Annotated in this window: 18 protein-coding genes; 13 read left to right on the plus strand and 5 right to left on the minus strand. The window is 72.2% G+C overall.

What is annotated here, in order from left to right:
* Window positions 1-3: 3 nt before the first annotated feature.
* The 7 genes from ACGFIO_RS39940 to ACGFIO_RS39970 all read left to right on the plus strand — a co-directional run bounded on the left by ACGFIO_RS39940 (window position 4) and on the right by ACGFIO_RS39970 (window position 6746).
* Window positions 4-1377: a serine hydrolase gene (locus ACGFIO_RS39940; protein WP_392835362.1), complete on the plus strand. Its 1374-nt coding sequence runs from the start codon at window positions 4-6 to the stop codon at window positions 1375-1377.
* Window positions 1378-1617: 240 nt separating this feature from the next.
* Window positions 1618-2256, plus strand: coding sequence for a GntR family transcriptional regulator (locus tag ACGFIO_RS39945; protein WP_392835365.1), 639 nt, complete (start codon window positions 1618-1620; stop codon window positions 2254-2256).
* Between the two features lie 57 nt (window positions 2257-2313).
* On the plus strand, window positions 2314-3474 hold the full coding sequence (locus tag ACGFIO_RS39950; protein ID WP_392835367.1) for an allophanate hydrolase: 1161 nt from the start codon (window positions 2314-2316) through the stop codon (window positions 3472-3474).
* Between the two features lie 19 nt (window positions 3475-3493).
* Window positions 3494-4186 (plus strand): cysteine hydrolase family protein, encoded by a 693-nt coding sequence (locus ACGFIO_RS39955; protein WP_392835370.1) that lies wholly within the window; start codon window positions 3494-3496, stop codon window positions 4184-4186.
* A gap of 1 nt (window position 4187) precedes the next feature.
* Window positions 4188-4829 (plus strand): cysteine hydrolase family protein, encoded by a 642-nt coding sequence (locus ACGFIO_RS39960; protein ID WP_392835372.1) that lies wholly within the window; start codon window positions 4188-4190, stop codon window positions 4827-4829.
* Window positions 4826-6373, plus strand: coding sequence for a regulator (locus ACGFIO_RS39965; protein WP_392835374.1), 1548 nt, complete (start codon window positions 4826-4828; stop codon window positions 6371-6373). Before ACGFIO_RS39960 ends, ACGFIO_RS39965 begins: the two co-directional genes overlap by 4 nt.
* A gap of 1 nt (window position 6374) precedes the next feature.
* Window positions 6375-6746 (plus strand): AtzH-like domain-containing protein, encoded by a 372-nt coding sequence (locus ACGFIO_RS39970; RefSeq protein WP_392835377.1) that lies wholly within the window; start codon window positions 6375-6377, stop codon window positions 6744-6746.
* Window positions 6747-6815: 69 nt separating this feature from the next.
* Here ACGFIO_RS39970 and ACGFIO_RS39975 read toward each other — a convergent pair whose 3' ends face one another.
* Complete coding sequence (locus ACGFIO_RS39975; protein WP_392835380.1) at window positions 6816-7703, minus strand: peptidase inhibitor family I36 protein; 888 nt, start codon at window positions 7701-7703, stop codon at window positions 6816-6818.
* Window positions 7700-8551, minus strand: coding sequence for a peptidoglycan-binding protein (locus tag ACGFIO_RS39980; protein WP_392835382.1), 852 nt, complete (start codon window positions 8549-8551; stop codon window positions 7700-7702). The genes ACGFIO_RS39975 and ACGFIO_RS39980 overlap by 4 nt, the downstream gene beginning before the upstream one ends.
* Before the next feature lie 205 nt (window positions 8552-8756).
* Here ACGFIO_RS39980 and ACGFIO_RS39985 point away from each other — a divergent pair, with 205 nt between their 5' ends.
* From ACGFIO_RS39985 to ACGFIO_RS40000, 4 genes are all read left to right on the plus strand, one after another.
* Complete coding sequence (locus tag ACGFIO_RS39985; protein ID WP_392835385.1) at window positions 8757-9794, plus strand: sensor histidine kinase; 1038 nt, start codon at window positions 8757-8759, stop codon at window positions 9792-9794.
* Window positions 9776-10852 (plus strand): hypothetical protein, encoded by a 1077-nt coding sequence (locus ACGFIO_RS39990; protein WP_392835388.1) that lies wholly within the window; start codon window positions 9776-9778, stop codon window positions 10850-10852. The genes ACGFIO_RS39985 and ACGFIO_RS39990 overlap by 19 nt, the downstream gene beginning before the upstream one ends.
* Entirely contained in the window at window positions 10840-11490 is a 651-nt protein-coding gene (locus ACGFIO_RS39995) for a response regulator (RefSeq protein WP_392835390.1), read from the plus strand. The genes ACGFIO_RS39990 and ACGFIO_RS39995 overlap by 13 nt, the downstream gene beginning before the upstream one ends.
* A gap of 126 nt (window positions 11491-11616) precedes the next feature.
* On the plus strand, window positions 11617-12606 hold the full coding sequence (locus ACGFIO_RS40000) for an SAM-dependent methyltransferase (RefSeq protein ID WP_392835393.1): 990 nt from the start codon (window positions 11617-11619) through the stop codon (window positions 12604-12606).
* A gap of 86 nt (window positions 12607-12692) precedes the next feature.
* On the opposite strand, the gene ACGFIO_RS40005 is transcribed toward ACGFIO_RS40000, so the two are convergent.
* Window positions 12693-12902, minus strand: a complete 210-nt coding sequence (locus tag ACGFIO_RS40005; protein WP_392835396.1) for a hypothetical protein — start codon at window positions 12900-12902, stop codon at window positions 12693-12695.
* A 76-nt stretch (window positions 12903-12978) separates the two neighbouring features.
* Here ACGFIO_RS40005 and ACGFIO_RS40010 point away from each other — a divergent pair, with 76 nt between their 5' ends.
* Window positions 12979-14124 (plus strand): hypothetical protein, encoded by a 1146-nt coding sequence (locus tag ACGFIO_RS40010; RefSeq protein ID WP_392835399.1) that lies wholly within the window; start codon window positions 12979-12981, stop codon window positions 14122-14124.
* On the opposite strand, the gene ACGFIO_RS40015 is transcribed toward ACGFIO_RS40010, so the two are convergent.
* Window positions 14094-14837 carry an MBL fold metallo-hydrolase gene (locus ACGFIO_RS40015; protein ID WP_392835402.1) on the minus strand — a complete coding sequence of 248 codons (744 nt, stop codon included), beginning with the start codon at window positions 14835-14837 and terminating at the stop codon, window positions 14094-14096. The two genes, ACGFIO_RS40010 and ACGFIO_RS40015, sit on opposite strands and share 31 nt — an antisense overlap.
* Window positions 14834-15595, minus strand: a complete 762-nt coding sequence (locus ACGFIO_RS40020) for an alpha/beta fold hydrolase (protein WP_392835405.1) — start codon at window positions 15593-15595, stop codon at window positions 14834-14836. Before ACGFIO_RS40020 ends, ACGFIO_RS40015 begins: the two co-directional genes overlap by 4 nt.
* Window positions 15596-15645: 50 nt before the next feature.
* On the opposite strand from ACGFIO_RS40020, the gene ACGFIO_RS40025 reads away from it, so the two are divergent.
* Window positions 15646-16488, plus strand: a complete 843-nt coding sequence (locus tag ACGFIO_RS40025; protein ID WP_392835408.1) for a helix-turn-helix transcriptional regulator — start codon at window positions 15646-15648, stop codon at window positions 16486-16488.
* The last annotated feature ends 51 nt before the right edge of the window (window positions 16489-16539 follow it).

The following is a 16539-nucleotide window of genomic DNA, read 5'->3' on the forward strand; positions in this document are numbered from 1 at the left end:
GGAATGAGCCTCCCCCGGAGCACCCCGGCCGAGCAGGGCGTCGACGCCCGCGGTATCGACGCGTTCCTGGCCGCGCTGGACCCGCTGCCCGACGTCGAGCTGCACAGCCTGATGGTGGTGAAGAACGGCCATGTGGTCGGCGAGCGCTGGTGGCGTCCGTACGGGCCGGACCGCCCGCACCTGATGTATTCGCTGTCGAAGAGCTTCACGTCGACGGCGCTGGGGTTCGCGGTGGCCGAGGGGCTGGTCGAGCTGGATGCGACGGTGTTGTCGTACTTCCCGGAGTGGGACGGCCGGGTGGCCGACGAGCGCAGCCGCCGGATCCGGGTGCGGGACGTGGCGGCGATGGCGTCGGGGCACGCCGCCGAGACCGTGGACGAGGCGCTGGCCAAGGGCGACGGCGACATGGTGCTGGGCCTGCTGCTGTTGCCGCCGGAGTACGAGCCGGGCACCTTCTTCGCCTACAACCAGCCGTGCACCAACGCCCTGTCGGCGATCGTCCGCCGGGTCAGCGACGGCACGCTGACCGACTTCCTGGCGTCGCGGCTGTTCGAGCCGCTGGAGATCGGCACCTACGGCTGGTGGCTCGACCGCAACCGGCGTGAGCTGGGCTATTCCGGCCTGCACGTGACCACCGAGGCGGTCGCCAAGCTGGGTCAGCTCTACCTGGAGGGGGGCCGCGACCTGCTCCCGGCGAGCTGGGTCGCCGAGGCCACCCGCGCGCACGTGATCACCGACCGTGAGGAGGGGCCGGACTGGTCCCAGGGGTACGGGTTCCAGTTCTGGCGCGGCCGGCACGGCTACCGTGGCGACGGCGCCTACGGCCAGTTCATGCTGGTGCTGCCCGAGGCCGGCGCGGTCGTGGCGCTCACCGGCCAGAGCGAGGACACTCCGGCCCTGCTGGACGCGGTGTGGACGCATCTGCTGCCGGCGCTGACCGCCGACGACGGCCCGGCCGGAGCCTGGCCGGTCGAGTGGCCCGAGCTGCCCGGTCCGGCCGGCGCGACGGCGGACGGCGGCCCGGGCGAGTGGCCCGATCTGACGGCGCCGTTCGCCGCTCTGCCGTCGGCGACGTTCACGCGCGATCCGGCCGGCGGCACTCACCGGGTGCACACCGTCTCGGTCACCCCGACCGAGCTGACCTTGGACGACGGCCGCCCGGTGATCGCCGGCTGGGGCGACACCGGCGGCCCGCTCGTGCCCCTCTTCGCCTTCGACGGCGACCGGATCCGGGTCGACGTGGTCTTCGTGGAGAGCCCGCACCGCCTGCGCCTGACGCTCGACCCGGCCGCCGGCACGTTCGTCGAGGACTGGCAGACCGAGCCGCTCGGCTCGACCCCGCTGGGCTATCTGCGGATGCCGACGACCTCGAGGTAGCGGGCCGGTTTCCCGCGGCCGCACCGGCGCGGTCGCGGTCGCGGTCGACGACTTCGGTGGCCCATGCGGTGACCACCGTCTCGGCGGCCGCGACGGCCTCCTCGTGTGTCCTGAGCATGGTGTTCTTTCCCCTTCGGCGGCGGCGGATCAGCCTGTCGCGGGGCCACCGCCGGCACGGCCGGACGGCCGCGCGGGCTGTCGTGCGCGGCGCTGCGGCCACCGCGTGCCACACTCGGTCACGTGAGCGAGGGGGAACTGGCCAGTCACAGCCTGGTCGAGCTGGCGCTCGACCGGCTCAGCCGGGAGATCCTCAGCGGCCGGGTCGAGCCGGGCGAACGCCTGGTCGAGGAGCAGTTGACCCGGCAGCTGGGCATCAGCCGGGGTCCGCTGCGGGAGGCGTTGCGGCTGCTGGCCCAGCAGGGGCTGGTCGAGCACATCCCGCGGCGCGGGGCCCGGGTGGCCACGCTCTCCGATGCCGACGTCCGCGAGTTGTACGAGGTCCGCGATCTGCTGGAACGGCACGTGGCGTCGGCTCTGCCGCCGGTGCTGGACCTGACCGGGCTGCGGGCCGCGACCGAGGTGATGCGCCGGGCCACCGCGACCGGGGACCGGTTCGCGATCGCCGAGGCACACCGCCGGTTCCATGTCGAGGTGGTGGCGCTGTCCGGCAACCGCCAGTTGACCGCGCTGTTCGAGTCGATCCTGGTCCGGCTGCAGCTGTACATGGCGGTGAATCTGGCCCGGGAGGCCGAGGCGGCGGACGCGGCCGACGGCGTGCTCCGGCACGAGCGGTTGCTGGCGGCGGTCGAGACCGGCGACCCGGCGACGATCAAGGAAGCGCTGAGCAGGCACGGCGGCCGGGTCTACCTGGTCCGGTAATCGTCCGGTAACAGTTGGGCGCTGGCGGCCGTAATTATTCTGTCAACAATCGACAGCATGAACGGCGTCTGGATCAGCATGATCCCGGAGCGGGAGGGCCGGCCCGGCCCGCTCGCCGGGCTGCGGTTCGCGGTCAAGGACAACATCGACGTGGCCGGGGTGCCGACCACCGCGGCCTGCCCCGACTTCGCCTACCTACCCGAGCGGACCGCCCCGGTGGTGCGACGGCTGCTCGACGCCGGTGCGGTGCTCACCGGCAAGACCAACCTGGACCAGTTCGCGACCGGGCTGACCGGCGCCCGCTCCCCCTACGGCACACCGGAGAGCGTCTTCGGCGGCGGCCTGATCTCCGGCGGGTCCAGCTCCGGGTCGGCGGTCGCGGTCGCCGCCGGCGAGGTCGACTTCGCGCTCGGTACCGACACCGCCGGCTCGGGCCGGGTGCCCGCCGCCCTGAACGGCATCGTCGGGGTGAAGCCGACCCGCGGCCTGCTCAGCACCGTCGGGGTCGTTCCCGCGTGCCGGTCGCTGGACTGCGTGTCGGTCTTCGCCCGGGACGTCGGGCTGGCGGCACGGGTGGCCGAGGTCGCCCGCGGGCGCGAGCCGGACGATCCGTGGGGGCGCACCGGCGAGCGGAAGATCGGCGCGACGGTCGTCTACGGCGTACCCGGGGACGTGGACTTCTTCGGTGACGAGGAACAGGCGCGCGCGTTCGGCCAGGCGCGCCGTCGGCTCGGTGAGGTCGTCGAGGTCGGCATCGGGCCACTGCTGGAGGCCGGCGACCTGCTCTATCGCGGGCCGTGGGTGGCCGAGCGGCTGGCCGACCTCGGCGGGTTCCTGGACAAGCACCCGGACTCGGTGCTGCCGGTGACCCGGGCCGTGCTGGAGAGCGGGCGCGCGTTCACCGCGGCCGACGCGTTCGCCGGGATGCACCGGCTGCGCGAGCTGAAGGCGTGGACCGAGCGGCTGTTCCGGACCATCGACGTTCTCGTGCTGCCGACCGTCGGCACCACGTACACCCACGCCGAGATCGCCGCCGACCCGATCGGCCGCAACCTCAACCTCGGCCGGTACACGCAGTTCACCAACCTGCTCGACCTGGCCGCCGTGGCCGTGCCGAACGGGCTGACCGCGGATGGGCGGCCGGCCGGCATCACCTTCTTCGGCCCGGCGTTCAGCGACGACGACCTGGCCCGGGTGGCGGCGGCATGGAACCGCTGACGACGGAAGGACTCCCCTCATGAGCGCACGCATCGGTCCGGTGAAAGCCGACCCCTACCTGTGGCCGTACGACGGCTCGGTCAGCGTCGGCAACGTCGCGCTGATCTGCATCGACTGGCAGACGGACTTCTGCGGCCCGGGCGGCTACGTGGACGCCATGGGCTACGACATCGCGCTCACCCGGCGCGGGCTGCCGGCCACCGCCCGGCTGCTCGCCCACGCCCGCGAGCTGGACATGCTGGTGATCCACACCCGGGAGGGCCACGACCCGGACCTGTCCGACCTGCCGGCCAACAAGCGCTGGCGCTCGGCCCGGATCGGCGCGGAGATCGGCGGCCAGGGACCGTGCGGCCGGATCCTGATCAAGGGCGAGCCGGGCTGGGAGATCGTCCCGGAGGTCGCCCCGGCGCCCGGCGAGGTGATCGTCGACAAGCCGGGCAAGGGCGCCTTCTATGCCACGAATCTGGATCTGGTTCTGCGTACCCATGGCATCTCGCACTTGATCCTGACCGGGATCACCACCGACGTCTGCGTCCACACGACCATGCGCGAGGCCAACGACCGCGGCTACGAGTGCCTGATCCTCTCCGACTGCACGGGTGCCACCGATCCCGGCAACCACAGCGCCGCGCTGCACATGGTGACCATGCAGGGCGGCGTCTTCGGTTGCGTGTCCACCTCGGACGACGTCATCGCGGCCACGGAGGTCTGACATGGTCCCCTTCCACCTCGACCCCGGCCGAGCCGCCCTGCTGGTGATCGACATGCAGCGCGACTTCCTCCTGCCCGGCGGTTTCGGCGAGAGCCTCGGCAACGACGTCTCGCAGCTGCGCCGCACCATCGAGCCCCTCGCCGCCGTTCTGCAGGCCTGGCGCGCCGCCGGACTGCCGGTCATCCACACCCGAGAGGGCCACCGGCCCGATCTGTCGGACTGCCCTCCGGCCAAGTTGCGCCGCGCTCCGGACATCGGCCGTCCCGGCCAGTTCGGGCGCATCCTCATCCGCGGTGAGTACGGGCACGACATCATCGACGAGCTCGCGCCCCGGCCGGACGAGCCCGTGGTCGACAAACCAGGCAAAGGCGCCTTCTACGCGACGGACCTGTCGGACATCCTGGAGAAGCTGGCCGTGACCCAGCTCGTCGTCACCGGCGTGACGACCGAGGTCTGCGTCCACACAACCGTCCGCGAGGCCAACGACCGCGGCTACGAGTGCCTCGTCCCGGCCGACTGCGTCGGCTCCTACTTCCCCTCGTTCCACCAGGTCGGCCTGGAGATGATCGCCGCCCAGGGCGGGATCTTCGGCTGGGTCGCCGACTCCGCTTCCGTGATCGCCAGCTTGGGGGCCAAGCGATGAAACTTCCCTACTGGGTACGCGGTGACACGAACGCCTTCTTCGGCTTCGGCGTCAACGTCCTGGTCAACGTACTGACCCTGACCGGCCTCTGCATCGGCGTGATCAAGATGCCGGCGTCCGACGTCTTCGGCGTGGTCCTGCCCGCGCTGGGCATCGCCCTGGTCGCCGGCAACATCTACTACACCCACCTGGCCCGGCGGCTGGCCCGCAAGGAGAACCGCGCCGACGTCACCGCGATGCCGTACGGCCCCAGCGTCCCGCACATGTTCATCGTGATCTTCGTGATCATGCTGCCGATCTACCTGAGCACCGGGAACCCGGTCCAGGCGTGGACGGCGGGCATCGCCTGGGCGTTCATCATCGGGGTGATCGTGCTGATCGGCGCGTTCGTCGGCCCGTACATCCGCAAATACGCCCCGCGCGCCGCTCTGCTCGGCACGCTGGCCGGCATCTCGATCACCTTCATCTCGATGACCCCGGCCGGCAACATGTGGAAGGCCGCCTGGATCGCGCTCCCGGTCTTCGGCCTGCTGCTGATCGGCCTGCTCACCGACGTCAAGCTGCCCTACAACATCCCCATCGGGCTGGCCGCGCTGCTGATCGGCACCGCGATCGGCTGGATCGGCGGTGCCATGTCGGTGCCCGACGTGACCGCCGCCGCCCGGGACATCGCCTTCGCCTTCCCGCACCTCGAGGTCGGCCTGCTGATCGACGGCCTGCGCGACATGGCGCCGCTGCTGGCCACCGCGATCCCGCTCGGCGTCTACAACTTCACCGAGGCGATGACCAACGTGGAGAGCGCCGCCACCGCCGGCGACCGGTACAACCTGCGCAGCGTGCTGCTGGCCGACGGCGCCGGCGCGGTCATCGGCTCGGCCCTCGGCTCGCCGTTCCCGCCCGCGGTGTACGTCGGGCACCCCGGCTGGAAGGCGGCCGGCGGCCGCACCGGCTACTCGATGGCCACCGGCGTGGTCATCGCCCTGCTCTGCTTCTTCGGGATGTTCGGCCTGCTCGGCACCATCTTCCCGACCGCCGCGATCGTGCCCATCCTGCTCTACATCGGGCTGCTGATCGGGGCGCAGGCCTTCCAGGCGACACCCCGGGCACACGCCGCGGCCGTGGTCGCGGCGCTGATCCCGAACATCGCCTCGTGGGCCACCGGTCAGATGGACAACGTGCTCTCCGCCGCCGGAACCAGCGCCGCCGAGGTCGGCGTCCCGGCCCTGGCCGGGGCGGGCGTGGTCTACGACGGGCTCAAGACCCTCGGCTCCGGCGCGATCCTGGCCGGCCTGGTGCTGGGCGGGATCGTCGCGTTCATCATCGACAAGCGTTTCTGGCACGCCGCGATCTTCGCCGCGGCGGGCGCGGTGCTGACCTTCGTCGGCCTGATCCACGCCGAGAAGGTGCAGTGGAACGCCGACGGCCAGGTGACGCTCGGCTACCTGTTCCTGACCGCGGTCTGCGTGCTCTTCGCGCTGACCAGGCCGGCGCCCCGGGAAGAACCGGCCGAGGAGCCGGTCGACGAGCCCGTCGCGGTGGCCTGACGTGGAACTGGATCACCCCGAGGTCATCGCCCAGGTCACTGCCGCGTTCGAGGCCTACGAGGAGGCGCTGGTGGCCAACGACGTGGACCGCATCGTCGGCTTCTTCGCCGGCGACGCGATCCGCTTCGGCCTCGCCGACCAGCAGTCCGGCCGGGCTGAGCAGGAGCGCTGGCGGCGCGCCGAGCCCGCGCTCCCGCCGGGACGGCGGCTCAAGGACACCACCATCCGGGGGTACGGGCCGGACGTCGCGGTCGTCACCACCCTCTTCGGCTATCCGGGCCGGGACGTCCTCGGCCGGCAGTCGCAGACCTGGGCCCGGCTGCCCGAGGGCTGGCGCATCGTGCACGCCCACGTCTCCGAACCGGGTGGCTGAGACAACGAGGCGGTGCGAAGCCCGGCCGGGATGTCCTCCCGGCCGGGCTCCCCCGTTGTCAGCCGATGCTCAGTCGATGTCGTAACCGCGGTCGTGCCAGAACGAGGTCGGGTTCGGGTTCTCCAGGTTGTCGTCGCCGACACTCTTGGCCGCCAGTTCCTTTCGGCCGAGGCGCATCTCGACGTGAGTGTGCGCGGCGCCGCTGGAGCTGACCCCGTGCCAGGCCTCGGTGGCGATCCGGGTCTCCCGCCGGACCGTGTCGCCCTCGTGCAGGCTGTTCAGCGGGTCGCTGTGCAGGTAGATCACCGTCTTGTTGAGCTCGGAGTTGTAGATCGCGATGGTGGACAGCCCCCCGCTGCCGTTCGAACCCTGCACGACGTTGATGACCGTTCCGGGCACCAGCGCATAGACCGGCGAGCCGATGCCCCGGGCCATGTCGATTCCCTCGTGCCGGCCCTCGGTGTGCCGGTAGCCGTCGAAGCCACAGGTGATGGTCCCGCCGCTGGCGTCGTAAAGGCCGTGGGTCAGCTTCTCGTCGGTCGGATCGTTGGTGTTGAGCTTGTGCGAGGCGTTCTCGTTCTTCATGACCTTGTTGAAGTTGCCCTTGCTCCCGGCCGCGATCACCTGCGAGCTGCCGGCGTAGTCATGCTTGTAGTAGACGGTGACCGGGTCGTCGGTACGGTTCCAGAACGACGCCGCCTCGTTCTTCACGCACTTGCCCTTGCCGTTGCCGTCACCCTTGAACTCGTAACAGGTCGGCTGGTCGAAGCCGTAGTCCTGGATCGAGGTGGTGAAGTCGGACACCGACCCTTCGTTGTCGCTGTTGTAGTACAGGCAGAACTCACCGTCGTTGCAGACGCCGTCGCGGCCCGCCGCCTGGGCGGCGGTGGGCGTCATGGCGATGATGCTCGCGCCGGTCAGCGCGGCCATGGCGATGGACATGATCTTCTTCTTCATGACGGACTCCTGTGCTGGAGGGATCGGAGGTATTCCTCGTAGGTGACTTTCGGCACGTGCGGGCCGTCGTCGGCCCCGTTGCCGGCCAGACCGTTCCGGCCCTCGTAGTAGGCGCCGGTCTGTTTCTGGGCCGGGGCCGACAGATCGGGGTCGCTGATCGCGACGGCGTGGATGTGCAGGGGCCAGTCGCCCTGGGCCGGCGTCCGCAGCCAGGCCGCGAAGCCGACCTGACGCAGGGCGGTCACCGCGGCCGTGCGCTGGGCGGCGGTGAGAGCCTCGGCGTCGATGTCGAGCGCGCCGCCGCCGTCGTGGGTCCCGGCCGAGGTCGGATCGGTTCCGGGTGAGTAGGACCCCTGCTCGACCACGTACGTCCGGCCGGAGCGCCCCTGTGCGGCCCTGAGCATGGCCAGGGTGCGCTCGTTGATCGGAAAGCCCTGGTGAGTGGTCCGGGCACCGGCCGTCACGACTCTGGTCAGCGTGAACTGGCCCGCACCGAGCTTGGTCAGCGACGTCCGGCCGGGCAGTCCGGTGGCGTCGATCCCGCTGTAGCCGAGATCCCGCTGCCACTGGGCGTAGGCGGTGACGGTCCGGGTGCCGAAATGGCCGTCCTCGTAGGACGGATCGAGCAGGCCGCGTTCACGCAGAGCGGTCTCGACCAGCTTGACGCTCGGCCCGGCACCAGGGGTGACCGCCGAGTCGGCCTTGGCCGGGTCCCACTGCGCCGCCTTGAGCACCATCTCCATGTCGACCGTGGGCAGCGCGGCGGCGGCCGGGACAGCCTGCGGCAGCAGGCCGAGCGCCGGGAGGGCGACGCCGAAGGCCAGCAGGGAACGACGGGGTAATTTCACGGAAATCCTTCCTGACAAGTGATTGCGGCGCTGTCGAACAGGGACGCTACGGAGGCGCGGAACGGCCGGTGAGGGGTGAACGACCCTCATTTGAATCGGCTGTCTACGATGCGGACCGGCAACGGGGGGGCACACCATTCGCGACATCGGACCGGTCGAGACGTCGGTCAAGGCCACCGCGGCCCGGATCGCCCGGACCGCCCGGGTGCTCGTCGTGCTCGCCTGCACCGCCCTGCTGCCCATCGGCGGCGATCCGGCGGCGTCGATGGCCGTCGTCGCCGCCGTCCTGGCCTGGCAGGCCGTTTTCGTCATGCTCACCCACCGGCCGCGGTGGACGGTGACCGTGGATGGCATCCTGCTCGCCGCCGCCTGCGTGCTGCTGCCGTGGCTGCACCCCGAGCACGGATATCTCGATCTGGACGACTGGGCGCGCCCGGTGACGTCGGTGTGTGTCGGGGCGGCGCAGTTCTACACCCGGCCGGGCGACGGCGCGGGCTACACCATGGTCACCGCGGCCGCTGTCTGGCTGGGCTCCACGCTGGCCACCGGCCCCAGCTGGGACGTCGGTGTGGCCCAGTCGGTGATGCTGCTCTGGCAGGGGGCTCTGGCCCGTTGCCTCATCGTGCTGGTGTGCCGGGGCGCGCGGCGGGTCGACGAACTGACCGACGCCACGGCCGGACTCCGGCGCGACGCCGAACTCACCAGCGCACGCCGGGCCGACGTCGAGGACCATCTGGCGGTGCTGCACGACACCGTGGCGGCGACCCTGACGGCCGCCTCGTCGCGTGGTGCCGGTGGTCCCTCGCTGCGCAGCCGCGCCCGTTCCGATCTGTCCCGGCTCGGGCCCGCACCCCGCACCGCCACGTTCGCCGATCTGACCACGCCGCCGGACGGCGCCGGGCTTACGGTCACCGTGGTTCCTCCGGCGACCCGTCCCGCCGCCGTCCCCCCGCACGCCCTCGAGGCCCTGCTCGCGGCCCGGGACGAGGCGTTACGCAACGTCGAGAGGCATGCCGGCACCGACCGGGCCCGGTTGGAGGTGCGGCTGCCGTCCCCCGGCACGGTCGAGGTGGCCGTCGTCGACGAGGGCCGCGGGTTCCGGCCGGACGCCGTGGCCGGCGGCGCGCATCTCGGTCTGCGTCTGTCCGTCCACGCCCGGATGCGGCGAGCCGGCGGCAGCGCCCGGGTGGTCAGCGTTCCCGGTGCGGGCACTCGCGTCGAGCTGTGCTGGCCGGCCGCGTGATCGACATCCGCCGGGCGGTCCGGTGGGGCACCTGGATGACCGGCGGGGTGCTGCTGCTGGTCCTCTACCGCTCGCAGGCCCTGGCCGGTTACCGGCCGGCCTATCTGGCCAGCGTCGGCGCCTGGGCCGGGGCGGCGGGCCTGCTGGCCTGGCCGCACCCGCCGCCCCGGCTGCGGCGGGTGCTGACCGGTGTCCTGGCCGCCGTGACGCTCACGGCCACCGCTGCCCTCACCCACGTCGTGCCCACCACCGCCCAGCACACCACCGCGAACTGGGCCGTCGGCGCGAACGGCTGGCTACTCTTGACCCTCGCGTCCGGCGGCCGGGTGACGCTTGTCCTGCTCCTGCTGGCCGCCCCGGTGATGTTCGCCGAGGGGGCCGCCCTCTCGGCCGGCGGTGCCGAGGTCGTCCTGACGACAGCGCGCGGGCTCGGCGTCCTCGGGCTGCAGGTCCCGATCGCGCTGGCGGCCACGACGGTCGAACGGTCGGCCCGGGTCACACGAGCGCTCCGGCTGGCCCGCGAAGCCCTGCGCACGGATCAGTTCGTGGCGGCCGCCCTGCACGACGACCGGCTGCGCCGGTCCCACGCCGTCGCCGCCGCGGTCGAGCCGGTCCTCGCGAGCCTGGCCGATCCCGCACCCGGCCACGACCCCGACCGCGACGAGACCCTGAGGTGGCGCAGCGGTGTCGCGGCCGCACAGGTACGCCGGCTGATGGCCCAGTGGCATCGGGCGGACGGCGACCCCCTCGGCGACGACCTGTCCGCCTGCCTCGACGATGTGCAGGCGGTGGGCGCCCGGGTGGAGGTCGCCGTGCACACCGGTGGCCTGCCACCGGCGCTGCGCCGCGCGGCCTGCGACGTGGTACGGCGGATCGCCGACCGGCCCGTCACCCGGCTGCGTCTCACCGCCGTACTGGCCGCCTCGCACGTGAGCCTGAGCGTGGTCGCCCGGACCAGCGGGGGCGATGGTTTCGCGCTCGAGGTTCCCGCGCCCCTCACGATCCGCACGACGAGCGCCGATGGCATGCTGTGGGTGGAGGTGCGATGTCCCGTCTGAACCCGGCCGTCGCGATCGTCGACGATCATCCGGTGGTCCTGGCCGGGGCCCGCGCCTGGTTCCACGGCGCCGGCATCGAGGTGACGGCGGCGAGCGGTGACCCGCGGATCGCGTGGAGCCCCGACGGTCTGCGCGCCGACGTCGTCGTCCTGGACCTTCAGCTCGCCGACCGGCCCGCGGTGGCCTGGGACGCGCTGACCGATCTGGTCACCGCTGGTCGCCGGGTCATCGTCTACACCATGCGCGAGGACCGCGAGACCGCGCTGCGCTGCCTGGACGCCGGCTGTGCCACCTTCCTGACCAAGGCCGAGGGCGAGGAGCACCTGGTGGCGGCGGTGCTCGCCGCTGCACAGGACCGACCGTACGTACCGCCCGCGCTGGCCGGGGCGATGTCGGCCGACCAGGCCTCCGACCGCCCCCAGCTGACCGACCGCGAGCAGGAGGTACTGCTGGCCTGGTTCCAGTGCGAGTCCAAGCAGCTGGTGGCCGCCCGATGCAACCTCTCACCACGAACGGTCGAGGGCTACATCGACCGGGTCCGGGTCCGTTACGCCCGCGCCGGCCGCCCCGCGCCGACGAAGGCCGCGCTGGTCGCCCGCGCCCTGCAGGACGGCCTGATTCAGCTCGACGATCTCTGATCCGCTGGCCTCCTCCGTGATCGTCCGGCCTCCGACCGGATGCACGTCCGGGTCAGGGACCGGGTGCGAACGGACCGACCCCGCCGCAACGGTGAACGACGGCGCTGCTCATGCGTCGGGATCCGCATGGATGAGATGAACGATGCCGTCGAGGCGCTCGGACTGGCCGCCCAACAGGCGGCGCTGCTGCGGGGAGCCCTGACCTCGGGCTTCCTGGCCCGGTGCGCCGGCGAGATCAGCGTCGAGGAACTCGCCCGGGCGACCCGGCTGAGCCCCGGACGCGTGCGTGACCTGTGCGTCGCCCTGCGTGCGGCCGGGGTGCTGGAGTCCGACAACCCGGACCGCTACCGGATCAGCGTCACCTACGCGCCGCTGCTGCGGGACGGCGCCGACGTCCAGATCGCCAACCAGCTGGCCGGCACGGCCGTCCGCGAGCGCCTGATCGAGCAGGCGTTCGGGCCCGACGGCCCGGAGCGATACCAGGACCTGCCCGACGCCGACCGGCTGGCGCTGGCCGCCGGCGTGACCGTCGCGCCCGCCACCGAACTGGCCCGCACGCTCGCCCGGGCCCTGCCCGACCGACACCCCGACCTGGCCGCGCGGCTGGAGCAGGGTGTGCGCTGCCTGGAACTGGGCTGTGGCCTGGCCGGCGCGACGCTGGCCGAGATGCGGGTCTACCCGAGGATGACGGCGGTCGGCGTGGACCTGGCCGGCGACCTGATCGACCGGGCCCGGGCCGAGGCGGTCCGGCTCGGCGTGTCCGACCGGATCCGGTTCGTCGTCGAGGACGCCGCCACCTACAGCGACCCGGAGCCCTTCGACGTGGTGGTCTGGAGCCAGTTCTTCTTCCCGGCCGCGACCCGGGTCAAGACCTTGGCCAACGCGTACGACCGGCTCCGGCCCGGCGGCCTGCTGATCGCCCCGAACCTGTTCCCGGCCGAACCGGACCCGAGCGACCCGGCGACGTCGCTCGACGTCGTGCTCTACCAGTCCTGGGACGTCCCGGTGCTGACCCCGGACGAGATGTGCACCGAGCTGACCACGGCCGGCTTCGAGTCTCCCGAGGTCCGCCCGGGCCCGTTCGCGGCCTCGGTCATCGCCCGTCGCCCGCTGTAGGCCCCGGTCCGTCGGCAGACCCGTCATCAGTGGTAGCCCTGGGCGATATCCGGCGCGCGGATACCGCCCAGGGCTACCACTGGAAGTCAGCCGGCGGCGACCGCACGGCCGCGGCCGGCCGACTTCGCGCGGTCGAGGTTCCGGTCGGCGGCCTCGATCAGTCGGTCGACGTCGCGGGCCGGTCCCGACCGCCTGACCCGCGCTTCGGGGTGGGGGTCGACCTGCGTCCGCTCGATCAGGGCGTACGCCATCACACGAGCCGTCAATCGGTCCCGCGGGAACGCAGCGAAGGTCACTCTGCATCCCTTTCAGATGTCTGCCGTTCACAGCCGGACCATCGACACTCATGAACGGGCGCGCGACTATGCATCCATGTCTGCGCATGTCTCCCGGCGCGCGGTGCTGACCGCGGGTGCCGGCATCGCCCTGGCCGGCCCGGCCGTTCCGGACTTCGGCACCGACCCGGCCCTGCTCCAGGCCGGTGCCACGGCGGCACCGCTGGCCACCGCCTACGCCGGCTTCCGGGTGGTGCGCAAGAAGCCGGGCCTGCCGTCCGCCGCGGAGATCACCGTCCCGGCCGGGTACACCATGATGACGGGTACGCAATACCAGGCGGCCAGCCGCGCCGAATACCTGCGCTTCGTCCAGGGCGAGGCCAACCCGGCCGGCATTCCGGTGTCGGTGCGCTGGCCCGACGTACCCGTCAAGGACGTGATCGCCGGCGAACGGCACCTGGCCCTGACCCGGGACCCGGCCGACCGCTGGCGGGTGAGCTTCACGCTGCCGATGTACCGGGCCAGCGCGACCGCCGACTCACCCACCGTGCAGGTGTGGAGCTACCTGGGCCAACCCGCGAGCGGGCTCTACTGGCACGTCGAGCACAACGACCCGGACCGCGCGGCCGGCGTGTGGCAGACCGTGGCGTGGCCGTCCGGCGAGGTGATCGCCGTGCAGTCGTGGATGGCGGCGTGCCGCGAGATCCTGGTCGACTCGGGCCTGGTCGCCGAGGCGCAGCGACGCGGTCACTTCTACGCGCTGATGGGTTTCGAGACCAACAACCCGCTGCACCTGGACAACCCGCCGCACTGGCACATGTCCTACTACCCGGGCCCGACCATGAGCGCGGCCAAGGCCACGGTGCCGCACTACTGGGTGGACACGCTGGGGCGCACGTTCTACAACGGGCAGGATGTGCAGGGCGGCGGGCGTACGCCGTACCGTGTGGACCAGCCGGCGCCGATCCTCGACGCCGAGGGCAGGCTGGTCGTGACCACCACCATCCGCGCCCACGGCGGCCTCGACATCGACCCGCCGGCCGGCCCGACGTACTCGATCATCGCGGCGACCGGGCAGGACTTCACCGGCCGGCTCAAGATCCTCAAGGGTGGCACGCCCTGGCGCACGCTGGGCACCTACGACAACGTCCGCCAGGGCAAGATGCACATCGACGTCCGCGGCAACGCGTTCCACACGCGCACCGACTACAGCTACGACCCGCTGACCGGGATCACCCGCTGACCGGGCAGCACCACCCGTACCTCGGTCTCCGGGTTCACACCGGCGGCGAACTTCAGCGGCTCGCGTGAACCCTTGGTGATCAGCAGGTCGCCGAGCCGGCCGCTGGTGAACGCGTAGTGGTGCGGGATCGCCACCCGCGGGCGCAGGATCGCGGTCAGCTCGGCCGCCTCGGCCGCGTTCATCACCACCTGCTCGCCGCCCAGCGGCCGGATGCACAGCCCGTTGGTCGGCAGCAGGGCCAGGTCGAACGCCCCGAACCGCTGCGGCAGCTCGGCCATCTCGGGTACGAGCAGGGAGTCACCGCCGAAGAAAACGGTCCGCCCGCCGCCCTGCAGCACGAAGGTCACCTCGTGCACGCCGTGCTTGCCCGGGGCGGCGGTCACCGTCACGTCCCCGACCTGGGTCGCGTCCCAGGCCTCGAGCTCGCGGACGTCCTTCCACCCCTTCTCCCGGGCGATGGCGGCGACGGTGCCGGGCCCGATCACCGGCACGTCCCGCAGGTCGAGCAGCGCGTCCAGGTCGCAGTGATCGTAGTGCTCGTGGCTAATCACTATCGCGTCCAGCGGCGGCAGCTGGTCGGGGGTGAACGCGACCCGCTCGCCCTGGTCGTAGGTGGGCTTGACGGTGAACCAGGGGTCGGTCAGCAGCGTCCGGCCGCCGATCTCGATCAGGTGGCAGCTGTGCCCGACGCGGGTCACGGCCAGGTCGGTCATCGTTCCGCCCCGATCGCGGCCAGCAGTTCCTCGGGCGCCTCCAGCTGCGGCAGGTGCCCGGCCCCGTCGATCAGCGTGAACGTCGCGCCGGGGATGGCGTCGGCGTAGGCGCGGCCGTACGCCGCCAGGGCGATGCCGTCGGCGGCACCCCAGATCACCTTCACCGGCAGGTCCAGCTGGGTGAGCCGCTCGCGCAGGCCGGGGTCCGACATCGTCATCCGGGTGTACGCGGCCAGCGCGGCGAAGTCCGGCTTCTGCCGCACCGGGAACCGGGCCGGCTCCTTGAACGACAGGGCGGCCAGCTCGTCCGGGGCCAGCCCCGCGACGTCGGTGATCGGGTGCTCGGGCACCTCCAGGCCGACCGCGTTGACCAGCACCGCCCCGCTCACCCGGGGGCTGCCGAGCAGCGCCAGCTCGGCCGCGATCCAGCCGCCGATCGAGTTGCCGACCACCGTGACGTCCCAGACGTCCAGCCGGTCGAGCAGGTCGGCGTAGAGCTGGGCCAGCGCCGGGATGCCGGCCAGGTCGTCGGGCCGTTCGGTGCCGGCGAAACCCGGGTGGGTGGGGATCAGCACGCGGCTGTGGGTACGGGCGGCGAGCAGGTCACCGAAGCCGGCCACCGAGCCGGGTCCCGCCCCGCCGTGCAGGAGCAGGAAGGGTCGGGTGCGGTCGCGGTCGATCAGGCTGACGCTCGCGCGTTCGAGTGGCAGGACTTCGGGCGTGGCAGCCCAGCGGGTGGCTGCGGGGATCGTGGTCACGTCGTCGATGATTCGCGCGATCTCCCCGTGGCGGGAGATGATGGTTGATCGTGGGACTCACACCACCACCCTCAGCGGCCCGGCGTTCTGAACTCGCCGACTTTCTGCGTACCCGCCGGGCGGCGCTGCGGCCCGAGGATGTCGGCCTCGATCCCGGCGGCGGCCGGCGGCGTACCCCCGGCCTGCGTCGTGAGGAGGTCGCCCAGCGCTCCGGCGTCGGCCTGTCCTGGTACACCTGGCTGGAGCAGAGCCGCGACGTCACCCCGTCGGCCCAGGTCCTGCAGGCGCTGTCCCGCGCCCTGCTGCTGTCCCCGTCCGAGGAGCAGCACCTGTTCACGCTGGCCGGCGTGGCCCTCGACCCCGCGGTCACCGACGCGCCGGTCGACGCCGAGACCACAGCCCTGGTCGAGGGCCTGCTGCCCCATCTGGCGTTCGTCCTGGGCCCGCGCTTCGACGTCCTGGCCCACAACCGCGCGGCCGCGCTGATCATGGCCGACCTGGTCTCGTCGCCCCGCCCCAACCTGCTGCGCTGGCTGTTCAAGGACGACGGCTGGGACAACACGGCCTGGGAGCAGACGGCCCGCGCGAACATCCTGGATTTCCGCACCGAGTTCGCCCGCCGCCCCGGCGATCCGGCCTATGTCGCCCTGGTCGACGAGCTTTCGGCCGGCAGCCCGCGCTTCCGCGAGTGGTGGGCCGGCCACGACGTCCAGGCCATGGAACCGGCCGCGAAGCAGATCACACACCGGACCCTGGGCCGGCTGCACCTGTTGGCGGCCCAGACCCGCCCGGCCCACGCCCCCTGGCTGCGCCTGCGCATCCTGGTTCCGGCCGACCCCGCCACCCGAACCACGATTGCCCAGGCCCTCGACCAGGTCCAGGACGGCGGATGAAGATCGCCAGCAGCGCCGCGAACGCCACCGCCGCGACCATGAACGGCAGGC

The sequence above is a fragment of the Actinoplanes sp. NPDC049265 genome (genome assembly GCF_043197135.1).
Lineage (GTDB): Bacteria > Actinomycetota > Actinomycetes > Mycobacteriales > Micromonosporaceae > Actinoplanes.